Consider the following 16,412-nt stretch of genomic DNA (forward strand, 5'->3'; position numbering starts at 1 on the left):
AGTCCCGAGCTCATCCTTGCCCTGCGCGGGGGCTTTCGCGGGTGTTAGCATACGGTCCGTGAAACGCTTTGTCTGTCACTTACTGATTGTCTGGTTGGCGCTACTGTCAGGTGGCGCCTATGCACACTCGGCAGCCGATGCTGCGCAGGACCGGGGTCATATAGCGGCCCAACTTGTCGTTGCGGATGACACCGGGGCAAGCTTCGACACGGAACGTGACCGCAGTCACTCGGAAACCTGTAGCCACTGCGGCCATGCCTCTGACATGCTGGCTACGCTTGGCCTGCGTTTCAATGACGCAGTCGTTGGCGCCGCGCTGCCAGCGCCGACCTTCTGGGTCAGCCACGAACATCCCAACAGCATCGAACGCCCTAAATGGTTCACCACCACCTCATTGGTGGTGAACCTTTGACCTGACGGGCGCTTCAAAAGTCTTTCTTTTTCCAGTGCCTGAGTGCAAAGGTTCGCCGAAGTCTTGATTTGCTTCGGAGAACGCTCTTGCTTGATTTTTCCTCTTTCCGGTTGTCGCGGCTTGCCTGCGCATGGCTGTTGGTGCCGGCCGCGATTACGCTCGCCAGTGCCCAGACAGCGCCGCCGCGCCCCATACCCTCCTTAGCCGGAGCCGCAGCGCCCACCGGCGGCACCACCCTGCGGGAGGCGGTGGACGCGGCCTGGGCCCTGAGCCCGGCGGCCCGCAGCGCAGACAGCCGCCGCGCCCAATTGCAGGCCAGGGAGCGCGCGGCATCGTCGTGGATTAACGGCTCGCCCAGCGCCTTGCTGGCCCAGCGCAGCGACCGCTTCAACAACAACGGCGGCTTACGGGAATACGAAGCCGAGCTCGACCTGCCGATCTGGAGCCCGGGCGTGCGTGGCGCCGCGCAGCGTGAGCTGGCAGCTCTACGCTTAGGCTTCGATCCTCAGCAACAGGTAGCGCGGCTGAAACTGGCTGCGGAGGTGCGCGAAGCAGCCGCCAGCGTGGCCGTAGCCCGTACTGAACGCGACCTGGCCGAACGCAAACACAGCGAGGCGCTGACGTTGGCGCAGGATGTGGAGCGCCGCGTGAAAGCCGGCGACAGCGCTCGCGTAGACGGCTTGCAGGCGCAGTCATTGGCCCAGCAGGCCGCTAGCGGACGGGAGCAGGCGCAGCAGGCACTGGCCCGCCTGCAAAACCAGTGGCTAGCCCTGACCGGTCTGGCAGGTGTGCCGCTGCTGGATGAAACGCAGCCGTCCGCCAACCCCGTCTTGAGTCCTGAACACCCCGCATTACAGGCCGCGCAGACGCGGGTCCAGGCGGCGCAAGCAACGCTGGAACTGAGCGAAACCGACAAGCGCGACCCCATGTCAATCGGCGTCGGAATCACGCGGGAACGCTCGGCCTTTGGCGCCGCGAGCGAGAACAGCGTGCGTCTGGCGATAAAAATTCCCTTCGGCACGGACAACCGCAATGCGCCGCGCATCGCTGCGGCGCGCGCAGAACTCGACGCCGCGCAGGCCGAACTGGATGCCACCCAGCGGCAGGTACAGACCGAACTCGCATCGGCACTGGCTGAGCTCGACGCCGCCCGCCGCACGCAGGCCAGCATGGCCGAGCGCGCTCGCCTGAGCACCGAGGTGCAAGCCCTGGTGGCCAAGGCCTACCGCCTTGGTGAGTCCGACCTGCCGACGCGGCTGCGCGCCGACGGTGAGAAATTTGAAGCCGACCTGTCCCTGGCGCGCGCCCGTGTGGGCCTTCAGCGTGCCATTTCCCAATTGAACCAAGCCCTTGGACTGCTCCCATGAACCCCATTTACAAGCCAAAAAAGCCTTTAGCCCATGTCCAGCAAGCGCTGGCAGCTATTTTTTTAATAGCGTCTGGTTTGTTCGCCCCGGTCTGGGCGGCGGGAGACCACGGCGCCGAGGCGCCAGCGGCAGCCGGCGCAGTTACCTCACCGCGTATTACCAGCCACTCCGACCTGTTCGAGCTGGTCGGCATCGTCGAGAACAGCGAGATGAAAATTTACCTGGACCGCTACACCAGCAACGAGCCGGTCACCGATGCAAAGATCGAGGTTGAGGCCGGTGCAGCCAAAGGGACCGCCGCGCCCCAGCCGGACGGCAGCTACAGCTTTAAACATGAGGTGCTGGGCCAACCGGGAACGCTGGCAGTCAATTTTGTCGTCGCCGCAGGCAAAGACACCGACCTGCTGGCCGGCGACCTGGTCATTACCGACCCACATGCGGAAGACGATCACGCCGGCGCGACGAAACCCTGGCTGCGCTGGGCAGCGTCGGCGGGCGTTGCTCTGGTGCTGGCGGCGGTGGTCGCGATGGCATGGCGAAACCGCCGGCGTAAAAGCCTGGCCGGTATTTTGATGGCCGCCTGCGTCCTGGGTCTGGGCGCAACAGCCACGCTGGACGCGCAGGCGGGACCGGGCCACGATCACGGTGAGGAGTCGGCGCCCGCGGCGGGCGGCAACGCGCCACGGCGCTTGGCAGATGGCGGCGTGTTTTTGCCAAAGGCCAGCCAGCGTCAACTCGGCGTGCGAACCATCAGCGTTGAAGAGGCTTCTCTGCCGACCACGGTCGAGCTGACAGGCCGGGTAGTACTGGACAGCAATGCCGGCGGCAAGGTGCAGCCGACTCAGGCCGGGCGCATCGAAGCCGGGCCGCGCGGCCTGCCGCAACTCGGACAGGCGGTACGCAAGGGAGAAGTCCTTGCGGTGGTCCGTGCCTCCAGCAGTGCGATTGACCGCGCCAACCAGCAGGCGCAAAGCGCTGAACTCAATGCCAGCCTGAACCTAGCCCGCAGGCGCGTGGAGCGTCTGCAGCAACTCGAAGGCACAGTACCGCAAAAGGACATTGAAGCCGCTCAATCTGACGTGGCCAGCCTGCAGCAACGTGCTGCAGCGGTCGCCGGCAGCGTATCAGCCACCGAAGCCCTGGTCGCACCTGTGTCGGGGGTGATTGCCGCTGCGAACGTGGTGGCCGGCCAGGTGGTTGAAGGGCGCGAAGTACTGTTCGAAATTGTCGATCCGTCGCGCATGAGTGTGGAAGCCAGTGCCTTTGATGCCGCGCTGGCCGCCAACATCGCTTCGGCCAGCGCTAGCGCGGCGCCTGGCACCAGCGTGCCCTTGCAGTTTGTCGGTGCCGGCAGCAGCCTGCGCGAAGGTGCGATTCCCCTGGTGTTCCGCACCGTGCCGGGAAAAAATACTCCTCCACTGTCCATCAACCAGCCGGTCAAAGTGACGGTGCAGACGAAAAGCCAGGTCAAGGGCTTTGCAGTGCCCATCGGTGCCGTGGTCAAGAACACCAGCAACCAGGACATGGTTTGGCTGCATACCGGCGCCGAGGTGTTCCAGCCGCGGACCGTGCGACAGGTGCCGCTTGACGGCAGCACCGCGGCGATTGTCGATGGCCTCAAAGCCGGTGACCGGGTAGTGACGCAAGGCGCGCCCCTGGTCAACCAGGTTCGCTGAAGCAAGGCCGCACAACATGTTTGAAAAACTTATACACGCCTCGCTCGCCAACCGCCTGATGGTGGTGGTGCTGTCGGTGGTGCTGCTGCTGGTGGGTGCACTCACGCTGGTCAAGATGCCGGTGGACGTGTTCCCCGATCTGAACAAACCCACGGTGACACTACAGGCCGAAGCCGGTGGCATGGCGCCCGAAGAAGTCGAGCAGCTCATCACCGCGCCGCTGGAAATCGCCATGGGCGGCATACCGGGCGTGGAAAGCATCCGCTCGATCTCCAGCGTCGGCTTGTCCTTTGTTTATGTCACCTTCGACTGGAAGACCGACATCTACCGCGCGCGCCAGATGGTGGGCGAACGCCTGCAACTCGTGCGCGAACAGCTGCCGCAAGGCGTGGAGCATGTCGGCATGGGGCCCATCAGCTCGGTCATGGGCGAAATCATGCTGCTGGCGCTGCCTATCGACACCAGCAAGATCAGCCCGATGGCGGTGCGTGAATACGCTGACTTTGTCATGCGCCCCCGTCTGCTTACCTTGCCGGGTGTGGCCCAGGTGGTGCCGATTGGCGGCGAGGTGCGCCAATATCAGGTGCAGCCCGACACCGCTCGCATGGCGGCGCTGAAGATTGACCTCGAAAGCATCGAAGCTGCGCTTAAAGGTTTTTCGGGTAACACCAGCGGTGGTTTTCTTGAACTCAACTCGCGCGAGTACCTGATTCGCAACATCGGCCGCACGACCCGGCTGCAGGACCTGGAGCGCTTGCCGGTGGCCTTTCAAAACGGCAAACCGATCCAGCTCAACCAGGTGGCCACGGTTACGTTCGCGCCAGCCATCAAGCGCGGCGATGCCGGCCTGAACGGGCAGCCCGCGGTGATCTTGGGCATCCAGAAGCAACCCGATGCCGATACCGTGGCCCTGACGGAAAAAGTCGAGGCCGCTATCGAGGAGCTGAAAAAGGGCATGCCACCCGGCATGGGGGAACCCAAAGTCACGATGCGCCAGGCGAATTTCATCGAAACCTCGGTGGACACCTTGCGCGGCAAGCTGCTCGCGGCGGCCGCGGTGGTGGCGGTGGTGCTGTATTTCTTTTTGCTCAACATCCGCACCACGCTGATTTCGCTGACGGCGATTCCGGTGTCGGTGATGATCACGGTGCTGGTGTTCCGTTACTTCGACTTGTCGATCAACACCATGACCCTGGGTGGCCTCACGATTGCCATCGGTGGACTGGTGGACGACGCGGTGGTCGGTGTGGAAAACGTACTGCGCCGCCTAAAAATGGACCGCGCCGCCCACCCGGAGCGACGCCTGGGGCCGCTGGAGCTGATTGCCAAAGCCACGCTGGAAGTTCGTTCCGGCATTTTGATCGCCACCGTCATCATCGTGCTGGTACTATTGCCGCTGTTTTTCCTGCCCGGCATTGAGGGCAGGCTGATGCAGCCGCTGGCGATTGCCTATATCGTGTCATTGCTCGCATCCATGGTGGTGTCGGTCACGCTCACGCCGGTGATGTCCTACTACCTGCTGCCCAAGATCAAGGGTCTGGAGCACGGAGATACCAAAGTTCAAACCTGGGTCAAGACACGGTATTCCGGTGCGTTGAACCGTGTGCTGCAGGCGCCGCGAGCTTGGGTTCTGGCCGGCGCTGCAGCGGCCGTACTGGCCATGGCGGCAGTGCCGTTTTTCCCCACCACGTTTTTGCCGCCTTTCAACGAAGGCGTGGCGCTGGTCGGCCTGCGCCTCAACCCGGGCACCACACTGACCGAGTCAGCCCGCATCGGCAGCATCGCCGAAAAAGCCCTGGTCGATGTGCCCGAGGTGGAGCATGTGGGCCGTCGCTCGGGCCGGGCCGAGCTTGATGAGCATGCCGAGGGAGTGCATGTGTCGGAGCTTGACCTCAAGCTCAAACGCAGCGACCGCAGCGTGGAAGAGGTCTATGCTGACATCCGCAGCCGTATCTCTACCTTGCCAGCGGCTATCGGAATCGGCCAGCCTATCAGCCACCGCATCGACCACATGTTGTCGGGCGTGCGTTCGCAGATCGCGATCAAGATTTTTGGCGATGATCTGGACACCCTGCGCACGCAGGCCGAAGCGCTGCGGCAAAAACTCGCGGGCATCCAGGGCGTGGTGGACCTCGAGGTCGAAAAACAGGTATTGACGCCGCAGATCAAGATCCAGGTGGACTATGACCGCGCGTTGGGCCTGGGACTGCCGCCGGCCAAACTGCTGCAGGAGCTTCAGGTGCTGATTGACGGCGAGAAAGTCACGCAAATCGTGGAAGGCAGCCGACGATTTAACCTGGTGCTGCGCCTGCCGGAAGCTTCCCGCGGCATCGAAGGTCTGCGCAACCTGATGATTGACACACCGGGCGGACGTGTGCCGCTAAGCCAGCTTGCCAGCGTCGAGGAAGGCGACGGCCCGAACCAGGTTAGCCGCGACGACGGACGCAGGCGCATCGTGCTGTCGGCCAATACCCAAGGCCGCGCGCTCAGTGACGTGGTGGCTGACATGCGTGCTGCGATTGCCGCCACGACTCTGCCCGAGGGCTACTTCATCACGATAGGCGGGCAGTTCCAGGCGCAGGAAGACGCGTCGCGACTGATCGGCCTGCTGTCGCTGGGCTCAGTGGCGATGATCTTCTTGATTCTTTACTCGCGCTACAGATCCGGGGTACTGGCCGCCATCATCATGGCCAACATACCGCTGGCACTGGTCGGCGCGGTGGTGGGTTTGTGGCTGTCGGGCCAGCCGCTGTCGGTGGCGGCGCTGGTGGGTTTCATCACGCTGGCCGGCATCGCGATCCGCAACGGGATTTTGAAGGTGTCGCACTACATCAACCTGTGTGCCTTTGAAGGGGAAAACTTCGGCACGGCAATGCTGTTGCGTGGCTCTCAGGAGCGACTCACGCCGGTGCTGATGACCGCGCTGGTGGCGGCGCTGGCGCTGGCGCCTCTCCTCTTCGAGGCCGACATGCCGGGCACCGAAATTTTGCACCCGGTGGCAGTGGTGATTTTCTCGGGGCTTATCACCTCGACCCTGCTCGACTCGTTTTTGACACCGGCCATGGTTGCGCTGTTTGGCCGCAAGCCGATTGAAGCGCTGGTCGCCGACTCCGGAACCGAATCGTTTTGATTTTCCTTCGCTCTTTAACTTTACTGAAAGGTTTTCCATGAAACTCAACCAACTCTTCCTTGCAGCCTCCCTCGCGCTCTCCGGCGCAGCCGCCCTAGCCGCAGGGGCCCACGGCCACGATCCGAAATTCGGCGGTGTGGTGGTGGAGACCAAAGCCGGTGATTTCGAGATCGTCGCAAAGTCCGACACATTGCAGATCCATATCAGTGACCACGGCAAAGCGGTGAAGCTGGACGGCGCCAAGGCCAAGGTGACTTTGCTAAATGGCTCGGAAAAATCAGAAGTGGAACTGACCCCCGCCGGCGACAAGCTTGAAGCCAAAGGCGCGTTCAAGGTCGCCAAAGGCACCAAAGGCATTGCAGTAGTGACACTAGCCGGCAAACCGCCGGCGACGGCACGGTTTGAAGTGAAATAACCGTCAATCTACGCAGGGTGCCGCCAGCTGGCGGCACTTTGCCGTTCAGACGGTTTTTCGTCCAAGCGGGACCGGTCGTACCAAGGCTCACTCGAATAAGGAATCCAAAAAATGAGTGCTGGACATTCACACGCTATTCCCGAGAACAAAAAGGAAACCACTCTTTGGGTAGCGCTGATTCTGACTTCCACCTTCCTGGTGGCAGAGGCGGCAGCAGGCTTCTTACTCAATAGTCTGGCTCTTCTAGCTGACGCGGCGCACATGTTTACCGATGCCGCAGCGTTGGCCATTGCACTGGCCGCCGTGCGCATTGCAAGACGGCCCGCTGATGCCCGACGCACTTACGGCTATCACCGTTTCGAAATCCTGGCTGCGGCATTCAACGCGCTGCTGCTGTTTGGCGTGGCGATCTACATTCTGTATGAAGCCTATCAGCGCTTTCAAAATCCGGGTGAAGTACAAACCACCGGCATGTTGGTGGTAGCCACCATAGGCCTCGTCATCAATCTCATCAGCATGCGCCTGCTCAGCGCCGGCAAAGACACCAGTCTGAACATCAAAGGAGCGTACCTGGAGGTATGGAGCGACATGCTCGGCTCATTGGGCGTGATTGTTGCTGCGGTAGTGATTCGATATACCGGCTGGACTTGGGTAGATACCTTGGTTGCGGCTGGTATTGGGTTGTGGGTCCTCCCTCGGACATGGATTTTGTTGAAAGAAAGCCTGAATATTCTTCTGGAAGGAACGCCCGAAGGGCTCTCGCTGGATGATGTGACGGCCGCCATGCTGGGGGTTGCGGGCGTCACTGAAGTTCACGACCTGCACGTATGGGTCCTGACCAGCGGCAAGAATAGCCTGACCGCCCACGTTGTACACAGATCGGATGTTGCTCCCGCGCAGATCATTGAAAACATCCAGGCTCTTGTGGCGAAACGTTTTGAGGTCTTTCACACCACGATTCAGTGTGAGCTGGTGGCGTGCGAACACAGCGCTGATGGCTGTAACTTTATTGAGCGGCGTCCAAGCACCACTGAAATACCAGAAAGTCACTCAACCCACGTTCATTAGGATCGGGCTTGTAGGTCATAGCAACGCAAATAGGCAACCAACGTGAAATCCAGCTGGAGTCCAGTTTTCTGTCTTGCGGCTTTCGCCCTGGCTGGCTGCACTACCGTGTACGAAGGCAAGTACGATTTCCGCGACGGCTGGCGCGAAGCCAAGGTCATTCAAATAGAACGCTCTAGCGAAATTGCGAAGCCCCAGTTCTCAGATTGCCGTGTGAGCGCGTCGCCACATTATCTTGCGGCAGATATGTTTATCGTGCTGTCGTACAAGCACTTGAGCCGACCGCGAAAGCGAGTAGTTCCATTCGGCCCGAGTGATGGTGCGCGGGTGGAAGACCTTGTGTACGTGAAGGTGACCGATTGCGATAGTCCACTCATTCCCCGAAGCGAGCCACAAAAATTTCAGCCGCTCTTGAAGAAGTAAGCATCGGTCAGCGCTAGGACGGTATTGGGCTGCTCTTTGCGATCATGGCAAAGAGCTAAATGTGCTCAGCCAATTCATTGCGGATGCTTGAGCGCATCGTCCAGATAAATTGTTTCAGTCGCATGAAGCTTGACCCACCTCCAGGTCATCGGCTGGCGCATGAGTCAGGCTAACGCCCACAGGAGTCAACCAGAGCTCTGCTGCATCTGCTGGCGGCAATGCGCGAAGGTTGGTGTCCCGTCAAAGCTCGATGGCTGCTTCCTCCAATTGTTCAGACTCAAGTGGTGGCACGTAGCGCTACCTCAGCAAGTCAACTTCACTCAACCTTTCTGCCCGTGTACTTCGAATGAGCAGTTCGAAATTTATCAATTTTGGCGTTAATCCGTTTTGACGCGAGCTTGTACATGTCCTGGATATTCGATACGCTGCCAGTGTCATCTTTTGGGTTATAGATTCGCGCCCCGGCGGCAACCGCATCGACAACCTTACGTTTATCTACATTGCGTAGATCCCAAACCTTAAGGCCAATGAGCGACGGAACGATTTGCTTGTGGTTGGTAATAGGGTACTCATAGTTCGCCCCTTTGTAATCCCACTCTAGAAAGCTTTGAATTAACTTTCTTGTGACAGATCCTCTTTCGCTTTGGCCTAAAGCCGCCTCACGCAACACAGCGTAACGATATTGGAAATTCTTAAACGCGCGCTCCCAATCGGCCTCGTCAAGGTCCCCATCCAGCTCTACCGAAATAGACACAGATGGACGGCCGTTTCGTAAGGTTCCAGATTGATGGAATGCAGGATGAACGGTTACAGGTGCCCTGAACGTGATCCCTGAGTACTGGTCGAGGGAAGTGACACTTTTCTTCTCAAGCTTTCTTACCGCGCCAAGCTTGTCGACAACCGTCTTGATCATCGAATCGATATCTGCACCCGCCATCAAATCTGCGATCCGGAAGAAGCGTGCGGCCGGGATATTTAGCAGGTGACGCTGTTCGATGTACGCGCCTGGCAACTCATAAAGCGCCTTTGCACGAAGAGCTGCAATTTCGGGGTGGAGCCACTTGCCGTGCGTCTCACCAAGTGGGTAGCCAAACTGAATCAGATCCCACGCGTACTCCAAGAGGTTGGAATCCAATATCTCATCCTCCGAAGCTCCCGCAGCCTGCCAATACTCGCGCAGCAGCACTTCCCATTCTTTCAACTCGTTCATCTCCTGCTCATTAATCTGATTGGACGCACGTATGCCGTACTCCAAGGAAAGAGCTTTACTGACGCTGTTGTGCAGATATGAGTAAAGGGAATCTGGATATTTAGCCTCGGTCAAACTTACGTCTCCCTCAAAAAAGTAATACTAAAGTATAGGTGCCGAGAACCCCCTCCCGTTGGCCCCTTTTTCCAGCAGGGCAGAAAACCTCTAATTGTGCTCAGTCGCGAACATCAACTCAACCGAATTTCTCGTAATGGATTTCGCGGCCTTTAGGAGCATGCCATGGACACCAAAACTAACCCGAAGGGAGACCACCCTCTCAGCACAGAGGAATTCGCCAACCTGAATTTCGTCGAACCGCAGACCGTCATTAAGCGCCGTTGCCAGACGGGAACGTATCACGGCGTCGCCGCGCGAAAACTTGCGAACGGCCGCCTCGCTTGGCCCAACTGCCAAGTTTTGGCGAATCGCGAAGGCTAGAGGCACCATCGGCTCCGATTTACCAGGAAATCGGCCGCCGACTTCAGCTCAATTGTCACAGCGCCGCAGGACTTGCCATAACGGCAATGAGGGGCCCCTCATCTACCTGCCTTGATTCTAATTGCACTACCTGAGCCTGATAGCTTCAACAGCGATAGAACGCGCTGGCAAAACCTTAATGATTACGAAAGTTAGAGATATATATGGAAAGTTCTTTGTTGAACCCGTTTTTTGAAGGGGACAACTTCCTGGCGGAAGCTGACCGAAATGCAGTCGGGATCGGACTCAATCCCTACATCGTAAGTACGATGAGCGATACGGTGTGTGATATTTCCCAGTTCCAGGTGGACGTCGAATCGCCGCACGGTGACGTCGGACCCACTGGAAACATTATCGTGCACGAGGGGGAGCCATGCACAGGAAAGTCCACGGTCGCCGGTGCCTATCTGCACGTAGTACGAGACACCATCGATGCTGCGGCGCAAGAAAATCCAGCGGCTGCCGAGGCAATTCGCCAGCACGACAACGTCTCACGCGAGGCTTTAGTTAAAGAGCTCTCAGAGTTCCCTAACCACTCGATGCTGAGCCCGGATGGTGGCCCCATGCTGCAGCAACTTTTCGGTCCATCGGCAAATATCGGCGTAAAGATTAACAGTGCGGAGGAGATGAACAATGTCAGGGTTGGTGCTGGTCGCGCGCGCATCAAGAGGCACACGCGTAATTGGGTGTCGCTGCTTGTGCAAAGGCATTACTCTGGCCCGATCCTTACCCGAATCGGATCAGGTGCTCTGATGCATGGCCTAGCAGATCGTTGCGAATGGCGCCTAGACCCGAGTGGAGTGCTCACGGCAACCCTTGAAGCGAACATCACTGAAATTCCGGGCATGAAAAAAGTCCACCAACGCCTGATCGAGGTAGTAGAAAACACTATCGAACGCTATCTCGGCGGAATAGTCTGCCGCCCTGTACTGAAGCTCGACCCATCAGCTAAAGCGTTCTACTTTGAAATTGTTCGCCAGTCGCGAGTGATGGCGTCAAGCGCTGGCAGTCAGCATCTACAAGCTTATGCCTTACGCCATCCATGGCGCAGCCTGCGGAGGGCAGCGTCCCGTCACTATTTTCTGTACGGGAGCGATAGTTGCATTACCTTCGAAATGCTCGAGAACGCGGTGCGCCGCGACCTTGTCAATATGCGCAGCTTTGAGGCCATGACCTATGTGGCGCCAAAGCTGACACGCCAAGAGGAGGATGCCGCAGACCTGGAGCATTGGCTTTTGTTCAATTCGCGGCAATGGGGCACCAATCTCCGGATATCACAACTCACTCGCGTTGTGGCAAATGCCGGATTGACTGTCGCGAGATTTAAGTCCGCGCTTCCAACACTATGCCGACAGAACAAGGCCATGGTCGACGGCGATTGCCTTTTTCTTCACACGATCAATATGAGATTTAAGTGGCCCAAATCTTGACAGCACAGCGACACCTCAGTCGGAAAACTGTGCGTGGCGAACAGACCAAAAAATCAGCGGCATAGACGGCATTGCCGATCCTTGTGAGCCGTCACATAGCGGTGCAAGACGCTAGGAAGTTCTGGTTATTAGAGTGATAGAAATATCTACAGAAACATCACTGCCTGTAAAGGCTAATTAGCCGAACCGTGTGATCAGTGGTGTGGGACGCAATCGGGCGACACCCCCGTCACCGCATATTGCGCGAAGGAAATGAAAATGAGCAAACTTACCCAACTTGATAATACCCACACGTTTCACTGTGCCGACGGACGTCAGATCCTGATCAGAGCCAGCGAAACCCATCCCTATGTGGCCCATGAGACAGTCAAAACCATCTTGAGAAGCGACGAGGAGCCCTTCATCCGCACAAGGACGGGTGGGCTGCGTACGACGAAGGTCGGCGAGATGATGAAGCGTCTTCCCATGTGTGCATTGATCTGGCGCCCTGATCGGCAGTTCGAGCCATTCCTCGAACTGTTTTTAGACGTCTACAAAAGCCATCCGATTCGGAGCTGCGCCGGCATGGCACCCTTCGAGATCTGTCCGATCACGGGCAAACATGTCCATCAGGAGTCGCTTGACTTCGTCCTAACGATTCGCAGGACGGCGACCGACACTAAAGTCTATAAGCGCCAGGCCGACTGGGAGAGCAAGTACGTGAAGGCCAGTGAGAGCTTTATGCGGCTGGAAGCAGCTTGCTTCGAAGCACGCGCCCGCTGCATGGTTGTGTTTTGCAGTTTCTACCTCAGAAAACAGATGCTCACGTCGGAGGAGATCGACGCGCACCTAATTGAACAATCCAAATTGGCGCTAACGAACGCGCTCACCTTTGAAGAAGGCGGGGACCTGCAGGCCGACATGATGTCCGATGGTCTTGTTTCTTTCGATGAACTTCAGCATTACCGCATGGCCTTCTTCGGAAAAAAAAAGACGGCTCCCGAATTGTTTGAGCACATGATTGGCTATGCCTGGTGCATCGAGTATGCCCCGTATACCGGGTATCACCTGCACGCAGTATTCTTCTTTGATGGCGCCGAGGAGCAAAAGCACGCGCACAAGGGCCAGTTGCTTGGAGAGCGCTGGAAAATGGTTACTAACGGGCTTGGCTGGGCGCACAACAGTAATTTGTCGTGGAAGGAGAACCACGTGCGCTGCGGGATCGGCAACATCGAACATTATCAGACGGCCAAACGCAACAACCTTCGTCAGCTCCTGCGCTACCTGGCCAAAACGGAGCAAATGGTGCCCATGTTGCCGAAGGCAATGACCAACATCTTTGGCAAGATGCAGCCCCCTCAGCGCGACCCGAAGAAGGGCGGCGCGCCACGTTTGAAGGTGGCTCAGCTTGTTTCGATCACCACCACTAGTCAAGGCGCAAAATGGTGAAAACGATTTTCGACCAAACTTTTTCCCCGGCTACTGGTGGTGGCCGCCCCATCTGGATAGCCCTTGGCTCGCGCGGGGCCGGGATGATGAGAGCCGCCATAACGCTTGCTATGGCGCTGAGCATTACAGCTCTGTCTGTCGTTTTAGCCGTCCATGCGGGTCAAGCGTTCGGAAGCTCTGGCGAATCGCGGATTTTGTTCTCGGCACTGTTCGCAGCGGTTGTTGTTGGGGGACACTTGCTCATTGGATTGATGCCTTGCGGGATCTACCGTTTGGTCGCCACGCCGCTGGCGCTGTCTTGCTTGTTACTATCGATCCTGATACATGGCCTCTACATTGCGGATCAGCAGGCGGCTCGCGGTTACCAACGATCACCTGTTGTCAAAAACAGCAGCGGGAGCGTTCCCGTTTCCCAACTAATGGCCGAGAGGGCTGAGCTTGAGCGTAAGCTAATACGCACTGAGCGTATGCCCTGCTCGACTTCTTGTCACTGGAGAGACCGGAGCACTGAGGTGGTGCGCCGTGACATTGGCGCAGCTGATCAGAAGATCGAGGAAGCCAAATCGCGCGAAGCTGCGTTCAAGGCGGCGCAGGAGGCTAGCGAGAAAAGTCGCAGCCAGGTCGGCATTAGTACCGCAGCAAAAATGGTGGGTGTTCCGCCAGCCGCCTTGGAGTTGCTGCTCGCAATCGCGATGGCTATCTTGCTGGAAGGCTTGGGGTGTGTTCTATGGACCGTTCTTCTTAACGCGAAGGACTTGCGGAAACCACCTGGGACCGAACGTGGCGTGCATGAGGTAATAAATGAGATACAGAGTCCGGCCATAGAGGTGGCAGTTGCCGGGCAAGCAGAGGGTCGAGTGGCTGAGCGAGCTGCTTGTGCCTTGGAGGCGTTGGAAGCTGGGTTTCTTAAAGGCACTCGCGTCGCAGATGTTCGAGGTTACTTCAAGTGCGCACAAGCGGAAGCGAAAGAGGTGAGCAAAGCTCTAAAACTTTTGATCGCCGCAAAAATTGCCGGGGCGCCAAAAGAATCCTGCTAGAAGCACTTTGTTGGTTTCCTGGTCGTAAGCGCTGACTGAGCCAGGCTCGGATTTCGCATCTTTAATATGTCGGTTCATTCGTTACTGTGTGGGCTCACTGGGATTCCCCTGAAATAACGGACACTTTCTTAAACGCTGAAAGAGCGAGGAGAGTGAGAAATGGGAAATACCCGAAGAAAGTTTGGAGCCGAATTCAAGCGCGAAGCGGTCAGGCAAGCCTTGCAGCCGGGCAACGCAGTTGCCACTATTGCGCAGGATTTAGGCGTCCACGAAAGTGTGCTGCGTCGCTGGCTCAAGGAATACGGCTCAGGGCCGGCAGACAAAGCCACTGAACGACCTTTGAAGAACGCACAGACCCAGGAGATCGATCGGCTCAAACGCGAGCTGGTCCGGGTCAAGATGGAGCGCGACATCATAAAAAAAGCGCTCGGCTACTTCGCGAAAGACCCGTCGTGAAGTACGGCTTCATTGCCCGGCACCGTACGGTGTGGCCGGTCAGGGTGATGTGCCGGGTGATAAGCGTCTCAGCCAGTGGGTATTACGACTGGGCGGCGCGTTCGCCCAGCCAGCGCAGCCAAGCCAACGCACATCTGACGACACGCATCCGCGAGAGCTTTGCGGCCAGTGACCGTACGTACGGCTCACCCCGCGTCTGGCGCGATCTTCAGGACTGGGGCGAGGCCTGCTCAGAGAACCGGGTGGCCCGCCTGATGCAGGCTGCCCAGCTAAAGGCACGCAGCAAACGCAGACGGCTGCCCGGGGATACCGGTCAACGTCCTGGGCACAGCATTGCGGCCAATATCCTGGACCGGCAGTTTGAGGCAGCCGAGCCCAATCAACGCTGGGTAGCTGACTTCACCTACGTCTGGACGGCTGAGGGCTGGCTGTATGTGGCGGTGGTGCTGGACTTGTACTCTCGCCGTGCAGTGGGCTGGTCCATGAGTTCGAGCATGACGGCCCAGTTGGTGATTGATGCCTTGATGATGGCGCTGTGGAGAAGGGGCAAGCCCACATCGTTGATGCATCACTCCGATCAGGGCAGCCAATACACCAGCGAAGACTTCCAGCGCCTGCTGGCCGATCAGGGCATCACCTGCAGCATGAGTCGCCGGGGCGAGTGCTGGGACAATGCGGCGATGGAGAGCTTCTTCTCGACGCTGAAGATTGAAAGAGTGTTTCGCTCCAGGTACAAGACCCGGGACGACGCCCGTGCAGATATCTTTGACTACATTGAGCGGTTCTACAACCCCCGGCGTCGGCATTCGACGCTCAATGGATTGAGCCCGGTAGAGTTTGAAAAACGCTACGCAAGCTTAACTGTGTGTCCGTGATATTGGGGGAATCCCACACGTACCTATTTCCATGGAGGCAAAGCGATTTATCTGCCGTTGCCACGGCTTGTTTGGCTGCACAGAGTCATGGAGGAGTCACGGCACGTAAGACGAAGTCATGGGCAGTACTCTCGTTTAATTACGGAAGTCGCCCCCATCTGTCTCAGAGCGCGCCGTACTCGCTGACGAAACCGAACCTGCGCAGGTCTGACACCTGCGCCGCCACCATGACCTGGGCCGCACGTCCTTAATGCACCCCCTTGACGCTGCGGATGGGCAGCTCGGGTTGTGGATTTTGTGCCGCCGCGGCCTGGAAGCACGGCGGCAGTTCGGTGCCGGCCACCGGTGCTTCGTTGAGTTAGTAGCTGCCCTGGCCGTCCACGGTGAAGTGAACGGTTTTCGGCTTACTGTCCTGCCCCTCGCTGGTGGCGCGCGGCAGGTCGATGTTGACCGCGTGTTCCATCAACGGCACGGTGGTGATGAAGATGATCGGCAGACAATCATAGCGTCCACCAGGGGCGTCATGTTGATCTCGTTCATGACATCGTCGGTGTGGGCTTGGTTTCCAAAACCCATGGTGCGTCTCGGTGTTGGGTTAATCAGGTCCGGCCGGGCTCAGGTTTTTTTATCGGTAAAGCCTTGGCCGGGCTTGCCGTTGCCCGACGCGCGTGGCGGTCACGAAGTAAGCGTGGAGGTCGTGCGCAAAGCGGTTGAGTTCTTGCGGTACACCATTGTTGCGGCGTACCAGCGCGTTGTGGCCGAGCACTGCGGGACTCGCCACGGCCAGGCCCAGCGCCGTCATGATCAACGACTCGCCGATCAGGCCGGCCATCTTGTCGGCGGTTGCCTGGCCGGCTGTGCGGATGGCCAGCAGCGCGGTAGATGCCCCAGACCTGCCGAACACGCCGATGAAAGGCGCGGTCGAATCGACCGAGACGAGGATGGCCAAGCCGGACGTACTTTAGACGAGCG

General features: G+C 58.5%; 13 protein-coding genes and 2 pseudogenes. 12 read left to right on the plus strand and 3 right to left on the minus strand.

The annotated features are described in order from the left end of the window. Positions 1–58 precede the first annotated feature (58 nt). The 7 genes from PSV26_RS07155 (at position 59) to PSV26_RS07185 (ending at position 8,488) form a co-directional block, all read left to right on the plus strand. Entirely contained in the window at positions 59–412 is a 354-nt protein-coding gene (locus tag PSV26_RS07155) for a hypothetical protein (protein ID WP_300569254.1), read from the plus strand. Positions 413–498: 86 nt separating this feature from the next. Continuing rightward, positions 499–1,779, plus strand: a complete 1,281-nt coding sequence (locus tag PSV26_RS07160) for a TolC family protein (protein ID WP_300569257.1) — start codon at positions 499–501, stop codon at positions 1,777–1,779. Next, entirely contained in the window at positions 1,776–3,455 is a 1,680-nt protein-coding gene (locus PSV26_RS07165; RefSeq protein ID WP_300569260.1) for an HlyD family efflux transporter periplasmic adaptor subunit, read from the plus strand. The genes PSV26_RS07160 and PSV26_RS07165 overlap by 4 nt, the downstream gene beginning before the upstream one ends. Positions 3,456–3,471: 16 nt before the next feature. Continuing rightward, on the plus strand, positions 3,472–6,585 hold the full coding sequence (locus PSV26_RS07170; RefSeq protein ID WP_300569263.1) for an efflux RND transporter permease subunit: 3,114 nt from the start codon (positions 3,472–3,474) through the stop codon (positions 6,583–6,585). Positions 6,586–6,622: 37 nt separating this feature from the next. After that, positions 6,623–7,000: a hypothetical protein gene (locus tag PSV26_RS07175; protein WP_300569266.1), complete on the plus strand. Its 378-nt coding sequence runs from the start codon at positions 6,623–6,625 to the stop codon at positions 6,998–7,000. A 111-nt stretch (positions 7,001–7,111) separates the two neighbouring features. Further along, positions 7,112–8,068 carry a cation diffusion facilitator family transporter gene (locus PSV26_RS07180; protein WP_300569268.1) on the plus strand — a complete coding sequence of 319 codons (957 nt, stop codon included), beginning with the start codon at positions 7,112–7,114 and terminating at the stop codon, positions 8,066–8,068. A 42-nt stretch (positions 8,069–8,110) separates the two neighbouring features. Then, positions 8,111–8,488, plus strand: a complete 378-nt coding sequence (locus tag PSV26_RS07185) for a hypothetical protein (RefSeq protein WP_300569271.1) — start codon at positions 8,111–8,113, stop codon at positions 8,486–8,488. A gap of 316 nt (positions 8,489–8,804) precedes the next feature. Here PSV26_RS07185 and PSV26_RS07190 read toward each other — a convergent pair whose 3' ends face one another. Then, the gene (locus tag PSV26_RS07190) at positions 8,805–9,812 is read right to left on the minus strand and encodes a hypothetical protein (protein ID WP_300569274.1); all 1,008 of its coding nucleotides are present in this window, start codon (positions 9,810–9,812) and stop codon (positions 8,805–8,807) included. Between the two features lie 165 nt (positions 9,813–9,977). On the opposite strand from PSV26_RS07190, the gene PSV26_RS07195 reads away from it, so the two are divergent. From PSV26_RS07195 to PSV26_RS07215, 5 genes are all read left to right on the plus strand, one after another. Further along, positions 9,978–10,175: a DNA-binding protein gene (locus tag PSV26_RS07195; protein WP_300569277.1), complete on the plus strand. Its 198-nt coding sequence runs from the start codon at positions 9,978–9,980 to the stop codon at positions 10,173–10,175. Between the two features lie 203 nt (positions 10,176–10,378). Further along, positions 10,379–11,644: a DUF3987 domain-containing protein gene (locus PSV26_RS07200; RefSeq protein ID WP_300569279.1), complete on the plus strand. Its 1,266-nt coding sequence runs from the start codon at positions 10,379–10,381 to the stop codon at positions 11,642–11,644. Positions 11,645–11,902: 258 nt separating this feature from the next. After that, entirely contained in the window at positions 11,903–13,072 is a 1,170-nt protein-coding gene (locus PSV26_RS07205) for an inovirus-type Gp2 protein (RefSeq protein ID WP_300569282.1), read from the plus strand. Then, entirely contained in the window at positions 13,069–14,109 is a 1,041-nt protein-coding gene (locus PSV26_RS07210) for a hypothetical protein (protein WP_300569285.1), read from the plus strand. Before PSV26_RS07205 ends, PSV26_RS07210 begins: the two co-directional genes overlap by 4 nt. A gap of 159 nt (positions 14,110–14,268) precedes the next feature. Next, positions 14,269–15,440 (plus strand): IS3 family transposase gene (locus tag PSV26_RS07215; protein ID WP_123787470.1). Its coding sequence is split into 2 segments (ribosomal slippage): positions 14,269–14,536 and positions 14,536–15,440, totalling 1,173 coding nucleotides; the frame shifts between segments, so codons are not numbered across the junction. 163 nt (positions 15,441–15,603) lie between these two features. On the opposite strand, the pseudogene PSV26_RS07220 reads toward PSV26_RS07215, so the two are convergent. Beyond that, positions 15,604–16,016, minus strand: a pseudogene (locus PSV26_RS07220) (biopolymer transporter ExbD). A 23-nt stretch (positions 16,017–16,039) separates the two neighbouring features. Then, positions 16,040–16,395: pseudogene (locus PSV26_RS07225) on the minus strand (MotA/TolQ/ExbB proton channel family protein); the annotation flags it as partial. Positions 16,396–16,412 lie beyond the last annotated feature (17 nt).

The sequence above is a fragment of the Polaromonas sp. genome (assembly GCF_029945685.1).
GTDB lineage: Bacteria > Pseudomonadota > Gammaproteobacteria > Burkholderiales > Burkholderiaceae_C > Polaromonas.